General features: G+C 73.8%; 17 protein-coding genes. 9 read left to right on the top strand and 8 right to left on the bottom strand.

Translation table 11 applies throughout. The features are described from left to right. The first annotated feature begins 141 nt into the window (after nt 1–141). Both VNF07_03125 and VNF07_03120 read left to right on the top strand, forming a co-directional pair. Complete coding sequence (locus tag VNF07_03125; protein HVB05226.1) at nt 142–1,530, top strand: ABC transporter ATP-binding protein; 1,389 nt, start codon at nt 142–144, stop codon at nt 1,528–1,530. Continuing rightward, nucleotides 1,527–2,651, top strand: coding sequence for a hypothetical protein (locus VNF07_03120; protein HVB05225.1), 1,125 nt, complete (start codon nt 1,527–1,529; stop codon nt 2,649–2,651). The genes VNF07_03125 and VNF07_03120 overlap by 4 nt, the downstream gene beginning before the upstream one ends. A gap of 528 nt (nt 2,652–3,179) precedes the next feature. On the opposite strand, the gene VNF07_03115 is transcribed toward VNF07_03120, so the two are convergent. The 5 genes from VNF07_03115 to VNF07_03095 all read right to left on the bottom strand — a co-directional run bounded on the left by VNF07_03115 (nt 3,180) and on the right by VNF07_03095 (nt 8,047). Next, nucleotides 3,180–3,437, bottom strand: coding sequence for a hypothetical protein (locus tag VNF07_03115; GenBank protein HVB05224.1), 258 nt, complete (start codon nt 3,435–3,437; stop codon nt 3,180–3,182). Then, a complete protein-coding gene (ftsH, locus tag VNF07_03110; GenBank protein ID HVB05223.1) occupies nt 3,434–5,392 on the bottom strand; it encodes an ATP-dependent zinc metalloprotease FtsH in 1,959 nt (652 codons plus the stop codon). The genes VNF07_03115 and ftsH overlap by 4 nt, the downstream gene beginning before the upstream one ends. Nucleotides 5,393–5,468: 76 nt before the next feature. Then, entirely contained in the window at nt 5,469–6,116 is a 648-nt protein-coding gene (locus VNF07_03105) for a VC0807 family protein (GenBank protein HVB05222.1), read from the bottom strand. A 544-nt stretch (nt 6,117–6,660) separates the two neighbouring features. Next, nucleotides 6,661–6,945 (bottom strand): hypothetical protein, encoded by a 285-nt coding sequence (locus VNF07_03100; protein HVB05221.1) that lies wholly within the window; start codon nt 6,943–6,945, stop codon nt 6,661–6,663. Continuing rightward, a complete protein-coding gene (locus tag VNF07_03095; protein ID HVB05220.1) occupies nt 6,938–8,047 on the bottom strand; it encodes an anti-sigma factor antagonist in 1,110 nt (369 codons plus the stop codon). The genes VNF07_03100 and VNF07_03095 overlap by 8 nt, the downstream gene beginning before the upstream one ends. 292 nt (nt 8,048–8,339) lie before the next feature. Between VNF07_03095 and VNF07_03090 the strand changes: the two genes are divergently transcribed. Beyond that, complete coding sequence (locus VNF07_03090) at nt 8,340–9,101, top strand: GAF and ANTAR domain-containing protein (protein ID HVB05219.1); 762 nt, start codon at nt 8,340–8,342, stop codon at nt 9,099–9,101. A 122-nt stretch (nt 9,102–9,223) separates the two neighbouring features. Here the strand turns inward: VNF07_03090 and VNF07_03085 are convergent, their stop codons facing one another. Beyond that, nucleotides 9,224–10,474: a HAMP domain-containing sensor histidine kinase gene (locus tag VNF07_03085; protein HVB05218.1), complete on the bottom strand. Its 1,251-nt coding sequence runs from the start codon at nt 10,472–10,474 to the stop codon at nt 9,224–9,226. Then, on the bottom strand, nt 10,471–11,124 hold the full coding sequence (locus VNF07_03080) for a response regulator transcription factor (protein ID HVB05217.1): 654 nt from the start codon (nt 11,122–11,124) through the stop codon (nt 10,471–10,473). The genes VNF07_03085 and VNF07_03080 overlap by 4 nt, the downstream gene beginning before the upstream one ends. Nucleotides 11,125–11,283: 159 nt before the next feature. Between VNF07_03080 and VNF07_03075 the strand changes: the two genes are divergently transcribed. Genes VNF07_03075 through VNF07_03055 form a run of 5 tightly spaced genes read left to right on the top strand, consistent with a single transcriptional unit; the run spans nt 11,284 to nt 16,243 of the window. Then, nucleotides 11,284–11,859 (top strand): hypothetical protein, encoded by a 576-nt coding sequence (locus tag VNF07_03075; protein HVB05216.1) that lies wholly within the window; start codon nt 11,284–11,286, stop codon nt 11,857–11,859. A gap of 55 nt (nt 11,860–11,914) precedes the next feature. Continuing rightward, nucleotides 11,915–12,514 (top strand): hypothetical protein, encoded by a 600-nt coding sequence (locus VNF07_03070; protein HVB05215.1) that lies wholly within the window; start codon nt 11,915–11,917, stop codon nt 12,512–12,514. Next, nucleotides 12,511–14,367, top strand: a complete 1,857-nt coding sequence (locus VNF07_03065; protein ID HVB05214.1) for a peptidoglycan-binding protein — start codon at nt 12,511–12,513, stop codon at nt 14,365–14,367. Before VNF07_03070 ends, VNF07_03065 begins: the two co-directional genes overlap by 4 nt. Beyond that, a complete protein-coding gene (locus VNF07_03060) occupies nt 14,364–15,056 on the top strand; it encodes an ABC transporter ATP-binding protein (GenBank protein HVB05213.1) in 693 nt (230 codons plus the stop codon). Before VNF07_03065 ends, VNF07_03060 begins: the two co-directional genes overlap by 4 nt. After that, a complete protein-coding gene (locus VNF07_03055; protein ID HVB05212.1) occupies nt 15,053–16,243 on the top strand; it encodes an ABC transporter permease in 1,191 nt (396 codons plus the stop codon). Before VNF07_03060 ends, VNF07_03055 begins: the two co-directional genes overlap by 4 nt. Before the next feature lie 17 nt (nt 16,244–16,260). On the opposite strand, the gene VNF07_03050 is transcribed toward VNF07_03055, so the two are convergent. Next, a complete protein-coding gene (locus VNF07_03050; protein ID HVB05211.1) occupies nt 16,261–17,040 on the bottom strand; it encodes a hypothetical protein in 780 nt (259 codons plus the stop codon). A 383-nt stretch (nt 17,041–17,423) separates the two neighbouring features. Between VNF07_03050 and VNF07_03045 the strand changes: the two genes are divergently transcribed. Further along, nucleotides 17,424–17,564, top strand: coding sequence for a hypothetical protein (locus VNF07_03045; protein ID HVB05210.1), 141 nt, complete (start codon nt 17,424–17,426; stop codon nt 17,562–17,564). Nucleotides 17,565–17,706: the final 142 nt, after the last annotated feature.

Raw genomic sequence — 17,706 nt, 5'->3', positions numbered from 1 at the left:
GCCCGGCGGCACCGCCGCGTCAAAAGACTCCCCGGCGCGCCTTCGCCGCCGCGCCGGGTGACGGAGCCAAGAGCTGCGCGGTCGCCCGCGCCTTTCCAGAGCGCGTCCTGCGACGGCGTCGGCCTGGAGGATGACGTCGCGGTGCACGCTCATCCCGAGCCCGACGACAGCGCCCCCCGGATGGTCGAAGATGGCGTCCATGTCGGCCCGCCGCCCCCGGTCTCGCCGCGCGCTGCACGCCCGCACGGCGGGTCGCGGGTGACACTCGCCGCGGCGCGGGCCGCGGCGACGGCGGTCGGCGCCTCCGGCAACCACCACTTCCGCTTCGGCGGCCTCGTGCTCGTCCTCATCGTGGTGGGTGCGCTCGGATTCGCCCTCGTCCGCGCCCGTGACCGGCGACACGGCCGGGAGGGCGAAGAGACGGCCTCGACGTCGCCGGCAGGGCGCCCACCCGCGACGCCCGACCGCTCCGGAGCCGCGGGCGAGGGGCGGGAGGCAGCGCCGCAGACCCCCGCCGTGCCGACCCCCGGTCGCGGCACCGCGGCTTCGGAGACGAGGCGCTCCGCCCGTCCGCTCGTCGGCGTCGGCGGAGCGGCAGCGGGCTGGGCCGTCGAGACGCACGGCCTCACCAAGCGTTTCGGCGCCAACGTCGCCGTGAACGACGTCGAGCTGCTCGTCCCGCGCGGCTGCGCCTTCGGCTACCTCGGGCCGAACGGCGCCGGCAAGACGACGCTCATCCGCACCCTGCTCGGCCTCACCCGCGCCGACAGCGGATCGATGTCGCTCCTCGGGCTCCCCCTCCCCGCGCAGCGCGCCGCGGCGCTGGCGCGGGTCGGCGCGATCGTGGACGAGCCGCGCTTCCACGCCCACCTCACGGGGCGGGAGAACCTGCGGCTGCTCGCGGCGGCGCGCGGCGGTGCGGCGGGGATCCGGATCCCGCCCGCGTTGGCACGCGTCGGGCTCGCCGACCGCGCCGACCACAAGGTCGCGACCTATTCGATGGGCATGCGCCAGCGCCTCGGCGTCGCCTCCTGCCTCCTCGGCGACCCGGAGCTGCTGATCCTCGACGAGCCGATGAACGGCCTCGACCCGGCCGGGATGCACGAGATGCGGGCGATGATCGAGAGCCTCGTCGAAGAGGGGCGGACGGTGATGCTCTCGTCGCACCTCCTCGACGAGGTGGAGCGCACCTGCGACGCGGTGGCGATCGTCGACCACGGGCGGGTTATCCGCCAGGGGTCGATCGACGAGCTGGTGCGGGGCGCCGGCACGCTCGTCGTGCGGGTCGAGTGCTCGGACCCGGCAGCCGCGGTGGGCGCCGTCGAGCGGAGCGGCATCGCGGTGGCCACTGCGCGCGTCGAGGTGGGGCTGACCGTCACCCTCCCCGCCGGCTCGTCGCGCGACGCGGTCGCCGAGGTCAACCGCCTCCTCGTCGAGGCCGGCATCGCCGTCTACGGGCTGCAGGAGGTGCGGACGACCCTCGAGGACTGGTTCCTGTCGGTCACGAGCCGGCTCGGGGAGCAGCCGTGACGGTGCTCGCCGGCGGCGGCCCCGCCGAGGTCGCGGCCGTCTCCGACGGGCCGGCGCCGGCACCGCCGACGGCGTGGGGGCGGGCGCGGTCGGCGCTCCCGACGTGGGGGCTGGTCGTCACCAAGAACCTGGAGCTCCGCAGGCGGCGCGGCCTGATGGTCGCCGTCGTGCTGCTGACCTTCGGGCTGCCGGCCGTGATCCTCGGCATCCGGCTGCTGTTCCACGCGATCGACCCGGCGAGCTACGGGCCGGCGGGGAGCCCCGGCGTCTTCGCCGGCCTCTGCGGCCCGATGGCCGAGTTCGGCTTCATCATCGCCGCCACGCTCGGCACCGCGGCGGGGACCACCGACCTCACCGAAGGGGTCTTCCGCCAGCTCGTGACGACCGGCAGGTCACGCCTCGCGCTCTACCTGGCGCGCATCCCCGCGGGCCTCGCGATCCTCCTGCCGCTCGTCGCGCTCGCCTTCTCGGTGCTCTGCCTCGTGACCTGCTTCGCCGGCATCCCGCAGCGGAACGTCGTCAGCCTTGACGGCGTGTCGGTCCCGGCGCACCTGAGCGAGGGCCAGCTCGAGCGCTGGGTCGAGCAGCACCCCGGGCAGGTCGCGGCGGCGCTGCGCTCCGGGGCGGTGCCGCTGCCGACGAAGGGCACGACGGTCTCGGGCGAGGTCGACAACCTCTACGGTGACTACGTCACCGCCGAGGCGCTGTCCACGGATCCCGCGATCAACGAGATGGTGAAGATCGGGCTGTGGATCGAGCTCGAGGTGGGGGTCGGCTTCCTCGTCGGCCTCGGGCTCGGCTCCCTCATCGGGCAGCGCACGGTCGCCACGATCGCGATGATCGCTCTCGAGATCATCGTCACCCCGATCCTCGCCAATGTCGCGATTCCGTACTTCCTCGACGGGCAGCGCCTCGTCGTCGGCATCGCGATGGACCAGCTCCGCCCCGCGGGGCTCGCCACTGCCCTCGGAGAGCACGTCCGTGGCAGGGTGCTCCTTGGTGGCAGGGGCGTCCTCTCGATCCCGCCGATGCCGACCTGGGCGATGATCTCAGTGATCGCCGGGTGGATCGTCGGCTGGTCCGCGATCGGCGCCTGGAAGATGATGCGCCGCGACGCCTGAGCAACCGCCCGGCCGAGGGCGGGCTCCGCGCCCTCGGGCGGGCGCACGTGATCGCAGAAATAGATCGGCGGGCCGTACACGGTGCAGCGGAGCACCACGCCGACGTGCGAGTCGGCGGCTCCGCCCGCGGCAATTTCTGCAAATTGCGCCTATTCGTGCACGCGCGTAGCTACCGGGTGGGAGGAGGGGCTCGCCTCGCCATGAGAGGGGCCCCGTCGTCGCCTCCGCGATCAGCGGTTCCACGGCGGGGCACTCCGGGCTCGAGCGCCTCGCGAGGGTGATGCTCCCGCTCGTCTGACCGCTCTCCGAACCGACGCGCTGCCGATCACGGGGTCGGCGTCTGAGGGAGCGCTGGCGCCGAGCGACGGGCGCGGCGACGGGCGGCAAAGCGTGCTCTCGGGCCACCCGCCGCGCCGCCTCCGCCGGCGCCGGTGCGCAACGACGGATCGGCATAGGAGCCCGGAGGCTGGTTGACGCCCCGCCCGTCCTGCCACCAGCCGACGGGTGGCTGGTCGTATCGAGCCTTCATCACGACTCCTTTTGCGCGCGCGTGGCGGTGGACGGCCTCTTGCACAAGACGGCGATGCTGTTGTCGCTGAGGGTGGCCATGCCGATGGCCTCCCAGCCCCGCTCGCCGACCTCGTTCAGTCGGTGCACCGCGGGAGAGGCGCCCGGCGCATTGGTCGGAGCCTCGAACTGGGGGAGCGCGACGATCAGGTATTCCCAGGCATCCATCGTGACCTCGTTTCGATCGGGCGCGGCGGGGGCCGGGACGCCGCTCGTCATCGTCTTCGTCCTCTGCCGGAAGCAGCAGCCGCGACCGGGGCCATCGCTACGGCCCGCGGCGCGCCGAACTGCGGGGAGGACCGGCGCGCCGGCACGCCGACGATCTCGGAGAGATCGCCACCGTCGATGGTTTCGCGTTCGAGGAGCAGCCCGACCACGCGTTCGAGGGCCTCGCGATTCGCCCCGAGGAGCGCCATCGCGCCGCTCTCCGCCTCCCGCAGCAGCCTCGCGACCTCCTGGTCGACGGCGCGCTGGGTCTCCTCGGCGTAGGGGCGGCCGGCGAAGGGGTTGTCGCGGCTCGGTCCCTCCGGCCCGTAGCCGACGGGACCGAGCTCCTTTGAGAAGCCCCACTCGCGCACCATGCGGGTGGCGAGCTCGGTCGCGCCGGAGAGGTCGTTCGAGGCGCCGGTCGAAGGCTCGCCGAGCACGAGGATCTCCGCCGCCCGCCCCCCGAGGCGCACCGCGAGGGCGTCGGTGAGGTAGCTCTCGGGATAGAGGTGGCGCTCGGTCTCGGGTAGTTGCTCGGTGACCCCGAGGGCCGCGCCGCGCGGAAGGATCGTGACCTTGGCGACGGGGTCGGCGTGCTCGGAGAGGATCGCGACGAGGGCATGGCCCGCCTCGTGGACGGCGACCGAATGCTTCTCCTCGGGGAGGAGCGCGTTCGACACGTCGCGGCGGCCGATCAGGAGCCGGTCGCGCGCCATGGCGAAGTCCTCCGCTTCGAGCACGTCGCGCCCGGCGCGCACGGCGTTGATCGCCGCTTCGTTGACAAGGTTGGCGAGGTCGGCACCGGAGAAGCCGGGTGTGCCGCGCGAGACCGCGTCGAGGTCGACGTCGCCTCCGAGCTTCTTGTCGTGCCCGTGGATGTTGAGGATCGCCGTGCGCTCGCGCTGGTTGGGGAGAGGGATCTCGACCGTGCGATCGAAGCGGCCCGGGCGGAGCAGCGCGGCGTCGAGTATCTCCGCCCGGTTGGTGGCCGCCATCACGACGACGCTCGTGCCCGGCTCGAAGCCGTCCATGTCCGAGAGGAGCTGGTTGAGCGTCTGCTCGCGCTCGTCGTTGGAGCCGAAGCCCCCCGGCCCCCGCCGGCCGCCGATCGCGTCGATCTCGTCGATGAAGATGATCGACGGGGCGCGCTTACGAGCGTCGGCGAAGAGGTCGCGCACCCGCGAGGCGCCGACGCCCACGAACATCTCGACAAAGCTCGAACCGCTGAGGGCGAAGAACGGGACCCCCGCCTCGCCGGCGACCGCCCTCGCGAGGAGCGTCTTCCCAGTGCCCGGCGGCCCCACCATGAGCACGCCCTTCGGGCCGACGGCACCCGCGGCGGCATAGCGCTGTGGATGTTGAAGGAAGTCGACGACCTCCATCACCTCGGCCTTGGAACCCTCGTAGCCGGCGATGTCGGAGAAGCGGGTCGGCGGACGCTCCTCGTCGTAGAGCTTGGCCTTGGAGCGGCCGATGCCCATGAGCCCGCCGAGGCCGCCGGTCAGCTGCTTGCGGCTCCGACGACCGATCCACACGAAGACGCCGATGAACAGCAGCAGCGGCAGTAAGGAGAGCACGCCGCCCCACGGCGAGGTGGTGCTCGCCGTACCGGTCACTGCCACCTTGTGGGCGAGGAGCAGCGGTGCGAGGGAGGTGTCGTCGAGGGCGGTCGGGAGCTGGGAGGTGTAGGCGCCGTGCCCCTGGAGGAGCCCCGAGACCGCACCGGTCGCGCTGATGCTCGCCGAGGAGACCTTGTCCGCGGTCACCGCGTTGACGAAAGCGGTGAAGTCGAGGTGGCGGGTGGCCGAGGCCTTGTGCCCGGGGTGGAGGATGAGGAGCAGGGTGAGGACGATCCCGAGCGGCACGAGCGCCCCCCGCCAGCGCGGCGGCGGCGGCGGGACCCGTGCCGGCGGCTGCTCGTTCGCCGGGCCGGGCCGCGCCGAGCTCGTGCGGTGCGAGGTCGTCACGAGCGTCGGCCGCCAGCTCCCGCCGGGCGTGCACGGACCCGCCAGAGGTCCTGCATGCCTGTCGGCACGGCGAGTCTCACGTGCCGCTCGTCGCGGGCGCGAGGCGATCGGCGCCCCAGCGGACGGTGCAGCCGTCGCGGCGCATCGTCGCGCTGAAGCCGTAGATCGAGCAGAAGATCGCCCCGGCCGTGAGGGTCCAGCTGGTCGCGGTGCGCTCCAGCACGAAGGCACGGAGCGAAGAGGAGACGAGCAGCCACGCGACGATCCCGGAGTTCACGAGCAGCACCCCGGCCCACATGAGCGAGATGCGGAAGAAGTACTGCCGGACTCGGGGATGCTCGAGGAGCTCGCGGTCAAGTGGACAGAAGTCCTCGGCGAAGCGTTGCACCAGTGGACGACCGACGAGTGCGGTGTACACGAGGACGCACGCGATGAGGACCGTGCCGATGAGGGGTTGCGCGAAGTAGAGGAAGGAGCTGCCGGTGGCGAAGGAGACGGCGGTCCGGACGGTGAGCAGCAGCACGTCGAGCACGAGCACCGTCGAGACCCGGTCGCCACGGATGAGGCGGCGCGCCGCGGCGGCGTAGGACCAGACGAGCGCGGCGACGATCGCGCCCCGCAGCCCGGCGAAGAGGAGAGCGAGGTAGAAGCACGCGAGCGGGGCGAGCACCCCCTCGGCGACGACGGGGATCGCGTGGCGCACCGCGGTCCGTGGGTCGGGCATGTGCACGAGGGTGCTGTCGCGCCCGTCCCGTGAGATCGAGAAGGGACACGTGAGAGAGCCGGCGGGGTTCCCCCGCGAGACGGTGCGCCTCGACGAAAGGGGTCTGCGGCGCGTCAGGGCGTGGCCGCGCGAACAGGGCCATGCCGTCGGGCCACCCGCCCGAGGAAGTTGGCGAAGTCGCCGTGCGGCGGGTCTCCGCTAGGCAGCGCGCTGCTGGAGAGCAGCGTCGGCCTCCACGATCGGCCATCCACGCCGGCGAGCCGCGGATCGCTGTCGCGTAGCGGAACGGCGAAGACCGGCGGAAGGGGTTTCGGGGTACGGCGGGCGAAATCGACGGAGGTAGCCAGCTGCGGTTCGGGGACCGATCCCAAGAGGTCCACCGATCTTCCTCCGGGAGCGGAGGAGCTTGTCGCTCGGGACTGCTGTCGAGCCCAAGTCGTGCCTACGCAAGTTATCGCGGTTCCCCCGGCCGGAAAGGTCGGGGGGGACGGCCTCGCGGGCACCGCGCTTTGGGGCCGACCCCCTCCCGCCGAGTGGTTCGCGATCACCGGCCGGGCGCTCCGGGCCGCTCGACCGCATCAGGAGACTGCCCGCTGTCGGAGTAGGCGACGGGATGGTTGCCACCGAGCTCGACGAAGCGTTCGTTCAGCGCCTGCGCGATCACGTCGTAGTCGTGATCGGCAGGCTCGAGCGCCGCGCTCAGGAAGGCCTCGACCTCGAGCACGCTGCTCATCCCGCCGATCGTGAAGTAGCGGAGGAAGAGCTCGCGATGGGAGAGGCCGAGGTCGCGACGCGCCTGGTCGAGCACAGCGCCGCGGCACTCAGCCATGGGGCACCCCGGCGGCGAGCCCGTCGGACAGTTGACCCCCGGAGCTCGCGACCAGTTCGCTGGCATGCTCGGTGAGCGGCCGACTCGATTTACGGGAGAGGTGCAGGAGGTGTCGGTAGGCCCCGTCCTCGCTCAGCCCCACGCGTTCCATCAGGATCCCCTCGGCGATCGCGATCAGCTCGCGCGAGCGCAGTGCGGCGCGAAACCGCTCCGTGACCTCGCCTCCGGTGAGCTCGGCGGCGGCGCTCAGGATGACCGATGCCTCGGTGGCGAAGACGGCGGCAAGCTCCTGGTCCTTCGGCGTGAACGCAGCCGCGGTGCGCGAGTAGATGTTCAGGGCACCGACCGGTTGCTCGTCCGAAATGAGGGGCGAGGAGAGGATGGCGTTGATGCCGAGCGCCAGTGCGCGGGGGGTGAAGTCTGGCCAGCGACGCTCGCTGTCCAAGCGCTCGATATGGAACCAGCGCCCCTCCTCGGAGGCGGCGACGCAGGGCCCCTCTCCGGTCGCGTACTGGCCGGCATCCATGTCGAGGACGGTCTGGTCGCTCGCCGCGACCGTGGATAGCTGACCGTGGCGGCGGAGCGAGATGCTGACTCCGTCGGCGGCGGCCACGGTGACCTGCGCGAGCGCCACCACCAGTCGCAATGCCGCGTCCACGACATCGGCATCGGCGGAGGCCGCGCTCACTCGCTGCAGGTTGTGACCGAGCTCGGAGCCCTCGAGCATCGTGGCGGTGAGCGGTACGCTCAGCGCCTGCGCCGCACCGAGATGCGGGTCGAGCGCGGCTTCCTCGACGCCGAAGGCGCCGGTGAGCCCGGTGATGTGGAGCAGCCTGCGGACCACCGGTGACGGTGCGCGTAGCAGCAGGTGGCCACCAGAGCCAGCGACACGCTGCACCGCGAGGACTATCGCTCCGAGCCCCCTTGCATCGAGGAAGCTCACCTCGGAGAGGTCGAGGACGACGGTGCGCCGGTCGTCCGCGACAGCGGCATCGAGGAAGCCGCTGAACATCGGAATCGTCGCGAGGTCGAGCTCACCGCGGATGGCGACCACGGCGTCCGTGCCCGGGAAGGTGGCCGCCAATTCGAAGCGCTCGGGCATACCAGCTTCGGTTGGGCCGACGATCGTCACCGGCGTCGCCTCGGGAGGGGCCGGCCGGGAGCGTGCGGAGCCGGGAGCGCCCCCGCGGGCCGCGCCGACCTCGTCGGGGGGCACCGACCGCCGGGGATCGGGCGTGGCGGGCCGCGACCAGGCGATTGCGAAGAGTTGGGCACTGCGAGCCTCCTGGGAAAGCCGGGCAACGCCCAGCCCGAACCCTCGCTGCAGAAGGCAGTGTCAGTGTACGCCCCAGGTGGCCCCATGGTGACGTGGTCGCCCGGGGAGCGAAAGTGAGATGATCGCGCCCGTGCGCGAGACGGCCGCTACCGGAGTGGACCCCACCGTTGAACTCTCCGAGAACGTCGCGCACGTCGCGCGGACACTCTTCGCGGCCGGCAACGTCGCCGACACCCTGAAGGCGATCGTGGACCTCGCGGTCGACAGCATCGAAGGCTGCGAGAGTGCCGGGATCGTCGTGTCCGACACGACGACGGCGAACGCCGCGGTGAGCTCGGACGCGCTCGCGGCGGCGATCGACCTCGCCCAGCTCCGCCTCGACGAAGGTCCCTGCATGGAGGCGATCGCCGGGGGCGTCGTCGTCTACGCCGGTGACCTCCTCGACGAGCAGCGCTGGCCGCGTCTCGCGGCGGAGGCCTCGGCAATGGGCCTTAGGAGCACACTCGCGCTGCGGCTGGAGGGCGACGGCGCGTTCGGAGCGCTCGGCCTCTACAGCCATTTCCCCCTCGCGTTCGGCATCGCGGACCGGGCCAAGGCGCTGATCTTCGCCACGATCGCCGGACTCGCCCTCGCCGCTGCCCATCTGCACGACAACGACGCTCGTCTCGTTGAAGGGCTCCATCAAGCGCTCTCGACGAGGGAGCTGATCGGCCAGGCGCAGGGAATCCTGATGGAGCGCGAGCGGATCACCGCCAATCAGGCGTTCGACATCCTCCGCGTTGCCTCCCAACACCTCAACGTGAAGCTGCGCGAGGTGGCGAGGGAGCTCGTCGACACGGGCGAGACGCCGCTGGGGGAGCCGCCCACGCGCCCGCAGTAGGCCCGGGGCGGGGAGTGGGGGCAGCGCGCGCCCGGCAACCTCCTCGACGGCGACCGCTGCGAGCCGTCGGGCCGCTGAGGATCGAGGGGTGGCGGCCCGCCGCTGAACGCCCAGCGCCCCCGCTACGGCCCCGCCGGCGGTGAGGCGGCGATCGGGAGCTCGAAGCGGATGCCGAAGCCGCCGGAGGCGGGTGCCTCGGCCTCGACCCTCCCAGAGTGCGCTGTTGCCACGGCGCGCACAATCGCCAGCCCGAGACCGGTCCCCTCCGTGCCGGCTGTCCGCCCCTCGCCGCGGTGGAAGGGTTCGAAGAGGGCAGGGAGGGTGGCGGGGTGGATCCCCGCCCCGGTGTTCTCGACCTCGACGAAGGCAAGCGTCGCCTCGCTGCCGGTGCGGACCCGGACGTGCCCGCCACTGTCCCCGTAGCGGGTGGCGTTCTCGACGAGGTTGGCGACCGCGCGCTCGAGCAGCACCCGGTCACCGACGACCGCGGCCGGGGCGTAGTCGGCCTCGACGGTCAGTCCCCGCTCGCGCACCCGCGCCGCCGCGGCGTCGACCGCGTCCTCGGCCGCGACGGCGAGGTCGAAGGGCTCGTCTCCGGCGGTGATGCCGCCCGCCCGCGCGAGTACCAGCAACGCCTCGATGAGCAGCTCGGCCTGCGCGAGGGCGTCGCGCACCTTGCCGGCCATCTGCTCGAGCTGCTCGGGTGTGCGGTCGGCCTTGCCGAGGGTGACGTCGATCGCCGTGCGCATCACGGTGAGTGGGGTGCGCAGCTCGTGGGAGGCGTTCGCCACGAAGGCCCGCTGGTTGGTGAAGGCGGTGTCGAGGCGGTCGAGCATCTCGTCGAAGGTGTCGCCGAGGCGCTTCAGCTCGTCCGCGGGGCCGCCGAGCGCGAGGCGCTCGCCGAGGTGCTCGTGCGAGGCGCGCCGCGCCGCCTCGGTGATCGAGCGCACCGGGCGCAGCACCCGCCCGGCCAACAGGAAGCCGAGCGCCCCCGAGAGCACCGTCGCGACGCCGAGGCCGATCAGCGCCACCTCGAGCAGGGTGTTGAGGGTCGCCGCCCGCTGGTCGGTCGCACCGTTGCGGATGCCGGCGAGATAGGCGTTCTCGCACTTGTTGAAGTTCTGCTGGGTGGCCTTTCCGCCCTTGGAGGGGACCGTGTTGGCCCGGTACTTGCAGGTGACGTCGATCTTCTTCAGCTGGGCCGGGGTCGGCTTGCCGGTGCTGTGCGTGTTGGGCAGCTCGCGGGCGACCAGCCCGTAGGTGAGGCCGAGGAGGAGGGAGCCCGATAGCAGGAAGAGGCCCCCGTAGACGACGGCGAGGCGGGCCCGGACGGTCTGGGGAAGGCGGGGGCGGTGCCCGCCGCGGTCGCTCACGGCAGGCGGTAGCCCTCGCCGATCACCGTCTCGATCGGGTCAGGGCTCCCGAGCTTGCGGCGCAGGCGGCTGAGGGTGACGCTCACGGTGTTGGAGAAGGGGTCGATGTCCTCGCCCCACGCTCCGTCGAGGAGCGCCTCGGCGCTCACGACGGCGCCGTCGGCGGCGACGAGCAGCTCGAGGATGGAGAGCTCCTTCTTGGTGAGGGCGAGGGCCCCGCCGCGCCGGCTCGCCCGCCGCCTTGCGCGGTCGATGACGAGGTCGCCGCGGGCGAGGACCGGGGGGGCCGCCGGGGTGCGGCGGCTGAGGGTGCGGACGCGCGCGACGAGCTCGGCGAAGGCGAAGGGCTTCGGGAGGTAGTCATCGGCGCCGAGCTCGAGGCCGGCGACGCGGTCCTCCACCGCGGCCGCCGCGGTGAGCATCAGCACGCGCGCCCCGGAGCCCCCGGCGACGACGGTCGCGCAGACGGCGTCGCCGTGGACGCCGGGGAGGTCGCGGTCGAGGACGACGACGTCGTAGCGGATGAGGATCGACTTCTCGATGCCGCTCGCACCGTCGTAGGCGACGTCGACGGCGAAGCCGTTGTCCCGCAATCCGTCGGCGATGTCGTCGGCGAGCACCCGATGGTCTTCCACGACGAGGACGCGCACGCCCACATCGTGACGCGTCGGGGGTGACACCCGCCTAACGCGCCGAGCGCCCCGACCGGGGGAGGCAGCACGCTGAGCTGGGCATCCGTGCAGGGCCTCGGCGGAAGAGGCCGCTCGGCTGTTCGGGGCGTGTCACCGCCGCTCCGGTAGATGTTCCGCATGCCCCCGCGCTCCACGCCCATCGCTCCCGGCCGCCGGTCGCTCCTCTTCGCGCTCCTCCTCCTCGCCGCGCTCGCCTGTGGCTGCCGCGGCCCCGCCGCGGCGCCGGTCGCGCACCTCGGGGCCACCTCGACCGCGCCCGCGGCGGCGGCTCAACGGGACGAGATGACCCTCTCGTACACCGGTTGCCTGCGGGCGCACGGCCTCGACGAGCCCGACCCGACGCACCGTGCCGGTCACGCAGGGCTGTCGATCGTCGTCCCGGCGCGCACGGCGGCGAACGCCCCCGCCCTCGATGCCTGTGCGCGTGACATCGCTCCGCTCGTCGCGAGCAAGCAGGCGACGATGGCCAAGCTGCTGCCCACGCTCCTCCCAGCGCTCACCTCCTACGCCGGGTGCATGCGCGCCCACGGCATGCCGGTCCTCGACCCCCGAGCGGACGGCGCGCTCGACACCGGGCCGGTGCGGGGCGTGAACGGCCCGGAGGACCCCGACGCCGCGCCCTTCCGTGCCGCCCATCAGGTCTGCCGCCACCTGCTGCCGAAGGCCTTCTCCGCGCCGTGGGGCTACCGGTGAGCGGCCGCAGCAGGTTCCCGACAGACCCAACAGACCCAACAGAAAGGAGTGGGCGATGACCCACCTCCGGGGGCCGCGCCGCGCCCTTTTCGTCCTGCTCGCGGCGGCGACGGCCGGCGGGCTCGCCGCCGGCTGCGGCTCGTCGCCCCCACCCTCCTCCGGGGTCGCCTCGCTCACCCGGGGCGCGACGGGGGGTGCCGGCGCCACCGCCGAACCGCGCGCCGGGAACTCGGGCGACCAGGCGATGCTCGACTGGGCACGCTGCCTGCGGGCGCACGGCGTGAACGAGCCCGATCCCTACTCACGGCCGGGCCACACCGGCCTGTCGATCGAGGTCCCCACGAGGACGGCCTCGAACGGCGCGGCGCTCGATCTCTGCAACCACTTCATCTCCAAGGTCATCGAGGAGAAGCAGGCCGGTGCGGGTGGCGCCCTCCCGGCGGCGAAGCTGGCGAAGCTCGCGGACTACGCGCGCTGCATGCGCGCCCGCGACGTCCCGATGCTCGACCCGGGCCCCTACGGGCAGCTCAACCTCGGGAACGTAGCCGGGATCACGAGCGCCTTCGGCCGCTACTCGCCGGAGTTCCGGGCCGCCGACAGCGCCTGCCGCCACCTGCTCCCCGCCGGGGTGCACGACGACGGCTCCGGGCCGTGAGGCGCCGCCTGCTCCTCGCGGCGAGCCTCCTCGGCGCGGTCGCGATCGGTGCGATCGGTGCGGTCGACCTGGCCCGCCCCGGCTCGCCGGCGCCCCCGCCGAGCGCCGGCCCGGTGACGACCGCGCTCGTCGAGCGCACCGACCTCACCGCCTCCACGCTCCTCTCGGGGACCCTCGCCTACGCGGGCGCCCTCACCGTGAGCGCGCCGAGCGGGACGACGGCCGCCGACCTCGCCACCGCCGGTGCGGCGGTCTCGACCGCGCAGTCCAAGGTCGCCGCGGACCGCGCCGTGCTCAGCGAGCAGCGGGCGCTCGTGCGGGAGAGCCCCGACCTCGCGTCGAGCGCCGCGGCAGTGACCGGCGACGAGGCCCAGCTGGCGGCGGACCGCGGGCTGCTCGCCCGCGACGAGGGCCTCGGCTGCCCCGCCGCGTCGAGCGGCACCGTCTCCTCGGGGGCGGGCGCGCCAGCGAGCCCCGCCCCCTCCTCGGGGGGGAGCAGGGTCGCCGCCGACCTGCCGTCAGCGACCGCCCCCGCGGCGAGCACGAGCGGCGCCACGCTGACCACCGCCGACGCCGCGACCCTCGCCGGCACGGTCGACCCCGGCGGCGCGACGACGACCTACTCCTTCAGCTACGGCACGACCGCGGCACTCGGCGCGTCGACGCCGACGGCGAGCCTGCCTTCGGGCACTGCGCCGGTCGACGTGACGGCGACGCTCACCGGCCTCTCCGCGGCGACGACCTACCTCGTCGAGCTCACCGCGAGCAACGCGCTCGGGAGCTCGACCGGCCTCGAGGTCACCTTCACCACCGCCGCGAGCTCCTGTGTCGCCGAGGGCCAGGTCGTGAACGGCGACCTGGCGACGCTCGCCGCGGCGCGCGCCACAGCGGCGACGGCGCGCACCACCGCCACCGCCTCGGTCAGCCAGGCAGCGGGCCAGCTGCAGGGCGACGAGGGCGCCCTCAGCGCGGCCGAGGGAGCTCTCGCCGCGCTGCGCGGCGACGCGGCCTCGCCCGGCAGCGTGGCCACGGCGCTCCCCCCGGTGAACGCGACCATCACCCGCGGCGGGACGGTCTACGGCCTCGGCGGCCACGCCGTGGCGCTCTTCTACGGGAGCGTCGTGCTGAGCCGGGCGCTCTACGCGGGGGTCGCCGACGGCCCCGACGTCGCCGAGCTGAACGCCAATCTGGCGGCGCTCGGCTACGCGGCGGGCGCAGGGGGCCACTTCTCTAGGGCGACCGAGGCGGCGCTGCGCGCCTTTGAGGGCGCGCACGGCCTCGCCGTCACCGGCGAGCTGCGCCTCGGTGACGTCGTCGTGGCACCGGGGGCGCTGCGCGTCGGGGCTCTCTCGGTGAGCCTCGGCGCCGCGGTGCAGCCGGGTGCCGCGATCCTCGAGGCCACCTCGACGAGCCGCGTCGCGACGGTGCTCATCGACCCGGCCAACGCCCCGGCGATCTCGGTGGGGGAGGGGGTCTCGATCGTCCTCAACCCGAGCGACCGCACCCCGGGCACCGTGGCCGCCATCGGCCCCGCCCCGCCGGCCGCGACCTCGGGCGGCTCGCCGGGGGCCACGACGGCGATCACCGTCGCCCCCACCGCGCCCGCCGCCACGGGGAGCGCCGTCGGGGTCCCGGTGCAGGTGGCCTTCACCACCGACGCGGCGCGTGGCGTCCTCGCGGCGCCGGTCTCGGCGCTCCTCGCCCTCGCCGAGGGCGGCTACGGCGTCGAGGTCGTGGAGCCCTCCGGGGCGCGACGCCTCGTCGGCGTGCAGACCGGCCTCTACGCGGGCTCGCTCGTGCAGCTCGCCGGCCCGGGGATCGCCGCGGGAACCCGCGTCGTGGTGGCGCAGTGACGGCGCTCGCCCTGCGGGCGGTGGGCAAGGTGCACGGCGGGGCGGCGCCGGCGGTGGCGCTCTCGGAGGTGAGCCTCAGCGTCGGCGAGGGCGAGCTCGTCGGCGTCGTCGGCCCCTCGGGTTCCGGCAAGACGACGCTGCTCTCGATCGCCGGCACGCTCGAGCGGCCGACCTCAGGGGTGGTGGAGATCGCCGGCACCGACGTCACCTCGCTCGCCGACGGGGAGCTCTCGCGCTTTCGCGCCGACCACATCGGCTTCGTCTTCCAGCAGTTCTTCCTCGTGCCGACGCTCAGCGCGCTCGACAACGTGGCGACCGGCCTGCTCTACCGGGGGGTGGCGCCCGCCGAGCGGCGGCGACTCGCGGCCGGCGCGCTCGAGGCTGTCGGCCTCACCGAGCGGGCCACGCACCGGCCGAACGAGCTCTCCGGCGGCGAGTGCCAGCGGGTCGCGGTGGCGCGGGCGATCGTCGGCAGGCCGGCGATCGTCTTCGCCGACGAGCCGACCGGGAACCTCGACTCGCACAGCGGCGCCGGGATCCTCGCGCTCCTCACCGAGCTGCACCGCTCGGGGGCGACGATCGTCGTGGTGACCCACTCGGCGGAGGTGGCCGCCGCGATGCCGCGCACGGTGACGCTGCGCGACGGGCGGGTCGAGTCCGACACCGGCCCCGCCGTGGCGCCGTGGTGAGGGGCCGCGGCCGCCGGCTGCGGGCGGGGGACCTACTCGCGCTCGGGGTCGCGGGGCTGCGCGGCAGGCCGCTCAGGGCGGTGCTCTCGGCGCTCGGGATCGCGCTCGGGATCGCCACGATGGTCTCGGTGCTCGGCATCTCGAGCTCGAGCCGCGCGCAGCTCGTCGCGCAGATCGACGCCCTCGGCACCAACCTCCTCACCGTGACGCCGGGGCAGTCCTTCTCGGGGGCGACCTCGGTGCTCCCGGCGACCTCGACGGCGATGGTGCGCCGCATCGGGCCGGTGCTCGCCGCCTCCTCGATCGGCGCGGTGAACGCCAACGTCTACCGCAACGCCCTCATCCCCGCGGTCGACACCGCGGCGCTCACCGTCTACTCGACCGACCCCCGGCTGGCGGCGACCGTCGAGGCGCGGCTACAGGCGGGGCGCTTCCTCGACGCCGCGACGACGCACCTCCCCGCCGCCGTGCTCGGCGCGGACGCCGCGCAGGTGCTCGGGATCGACCGCGTCGGGGTCGGGTCGGTGTGGCTCGGCGGCCACGACTTCGCGGTGATCGGCGTCCTCTCGCCGGTGACCCTCGCCCCCGAGCTCGACCGCGCCGCGCTCATCGGCCTCCCCGTCGCCGAGCGGCTCTTCGGCGCGCAGGCGAACCCCACCGAGATCTACGTGCGCGCCGCCCCGGCGGCGCTCGCCGCGGTCGCGAACGTCCTCCCCGCGACCGCCGAGCCGGCTTCCCCGCAGAACGTCGCGGTCGCCGACCCGACCGACGCCCTCGTCGCCCGCGCCGATGCCACCGCCGCCTTCCAGGGGCTCTTCCTCGCCCTCGGCGGCGTCGCGCTGCTCGTCGGTGGGGTCGGGATCGCGAACGTCATGGTCATTTCGGTCCTCGAGCGCCGCTCGGAGGTAGGGCTGCGTCGCGCCCTCGGGGCGACGCGCGCCCACATCGGCGCGCAGTTCGTCGCCGAGTCCGCGCTGCTCGCCGTCGCCGGCGGCGCCACCGGGGCGCTCGTCGGCAGCGTCGCCACCTCGCTCACCGCGGCGGCGCGCCACTGGAGCACGGTCGTCCCCTTGGCGACCCTCGGCGCCGCCGTCGGCCTCGCGCTCGCGATCGGCGTCCTCGCCGGCGCCTACCCGGCGCTGCGCGCGACCCGGCTCTCCCCCTCCGAGGCGCTGCGCGCGCTGTGAGGCCAGCGCTGCGGCGTTCAGGCGGCCGGTGCCTGCTGGACGTCGCGCCTGCTCACGGTGAGGTAGCCGACGACAAGGGCGATCGCGCCGAGGAGGACGAGGCTCACCCGCCCGTCGCCGAGGCCGAGGCCGCCGACGCTCTTCGGCTTGCCGACCGCGTCCGCCGAGGAGGCGCCGAGGGGGCGGGTGAGCACGTAGGCCGCCCAGAAGCTCACGACAGCGTTCGCCCTGAAGAAGCGGTAGGCGACGGCGGGGACGAGCAGCAGGCCGGCGAAGAGCGCCGCCGAGCCGAAGTAGCCGAGGTGGCCGGTCGTCGCCGCGAGGTCGCCGACCGCCGTCCCCGCGGCGAAGGTGGCGACGACCGCCGCCCAGTAGAAGGCCTCCCGCCGGGGGGCGTCGATCGAGTGGATGGAGAGCGTGCGCTCGGTGCGCGACCAGGCGAGGAAGACGACGGCGAGGGCGAGCGCGTAGAGGGCGCTCGACACGGCGTAGGGGACGTGGAAGCCGACGTGCAGCACGTCGGCGGCCATCGTCCCGAAGACACCGACCATCACGACGGCGAGCCAGTAGGCCCAGGCGACGTAGCGGTGGCGGGTGAACTGGATCGAGAGAGCGGCGACGAAGCCCACGAAACCGAGGCCGACCGCGGCGACGGGCGCCATCGCGTGCACCAGGTAGTCCGAGGTGGACTCGCCCATCGCCGTCGACAGCGCCTTGATCACCCAGAAGAAGGCGGTGATGCGCGGCACGCGCAACAGGGCGGCCGGAGGGTGGCGGTGCAGCGGCGGCGTCACCACTGCCCCGCGACCATCGTTACATCCTAGAGACGGCCTGGTAGAGGTGTCGTAACACGTTTGCGCGAATGGGTCGCACGCGGCCGAACGGCCGGCGGTGCAGCGCAGGAGGCAGGAGAAGGGGATTACCGCCGCCGGCGGGGCGCACCCGGCCGGCGGAATGGGATGGCCATGTCAGCAAGTCGACACATCCGGTGGGTGGCGACGGGCTCGGCGGTGATGGCGCTCGGCCTCGCGGCCGCGGCGGTCCCGGGCGCCGCGGCACAGCGGGCGATGGTGAAGAAGTAGAAGCCGCTGCACCGCGTCGCGCCCTACCTCCACCAGGTGGCGACGGTGGCCTTCGCCTCGGCTACATCGCCGACCGCACCAACGCCGGGATCGACGCCGTGAGCACCACGAGCGACGCCTTCGGGGGCGTCGTCGGTGCGGGCGCCTTCGTCGGCGCGACGCCGACCGTCACCGCGGCCCAGAAGGCCGCCTGCGGCTCCTCGGTCGCGGGGCCAAACGGGTCCTCTCGCTCACGGTGAACGGCTCCAGCCAGGTGTGGGGGACCGACGGGGTCTCGGCCACCTCGCCGGTCAGCAGCGTCAAGGTCTTCACGATGAGCTCGGGCACCTCCGGCACGCTCGCGGCGACGATCCCGACCGGCAACGCGACCCTCGGCACGAC

It is taken from the genome of Acidimicrobiales bacterium (assembly GCA_035533595.1).
GTDB lineage: Bacteria > Actinomycetota > Acidimicrobiia > Acidimicrobiales > Bog-793 > DATLTN01.
This window is presented reverse-complemented; position numbering and strand designations above follow the sequence as displayed.

Bases quoted from the DNA above. Each gene is read 5' to 3' on its own strand.
- VNF07_03115 (HVB05224.1), bottom strand. From the start codon at position 3,437: ATGACGAGCGGCGTCCCGGCCCCCGCCGCGCCCGATCGAAACGAGGTC.
- VNF07_03105 (HVB05222.1), bottom strand. From the start codon at position 6,116: ATGCCCGACCCACGGACCGCGGTGCGCCACGCGATCCCCGTCGTCGCC.
- VNF07_03100 (HVB05221.1), bottom strand. From the start codon at position 6,945: ATGGCTGAGTGCCGCGGCGCTGTGCTCGACCAGGCGCGTCGCGACCTC.
- VNF07_03095 (HVB05220.1), bottom strand. From the start codon at position 8,047: ATGCCCGAGCGCTTCGAATTGGCGGCCACCTTCCCGGGCACGGACGCC.
- VNF07_03090 (HVB05219.1), top strand. From the start codon at position 8,340: ATGATCGCGCCCGTGCGCGAGACGGCCGCTACCGGAGTGGACCCCACC.
- VNF07_03075 (HVB05216.1), top strand. From the start codon at position 11,284: ATGCCCCCGCGCTCCACGCCCATCGCTCCCGGCCGCCGGTCGCTCCTC.
- VNF07_03070 (HVB05215.1), top strand. From the start codon at position 11,915: ATGACCCACCTCCGGGGGCCGCGCCGCGCCCTTTTCGTCCTGCTCGCG.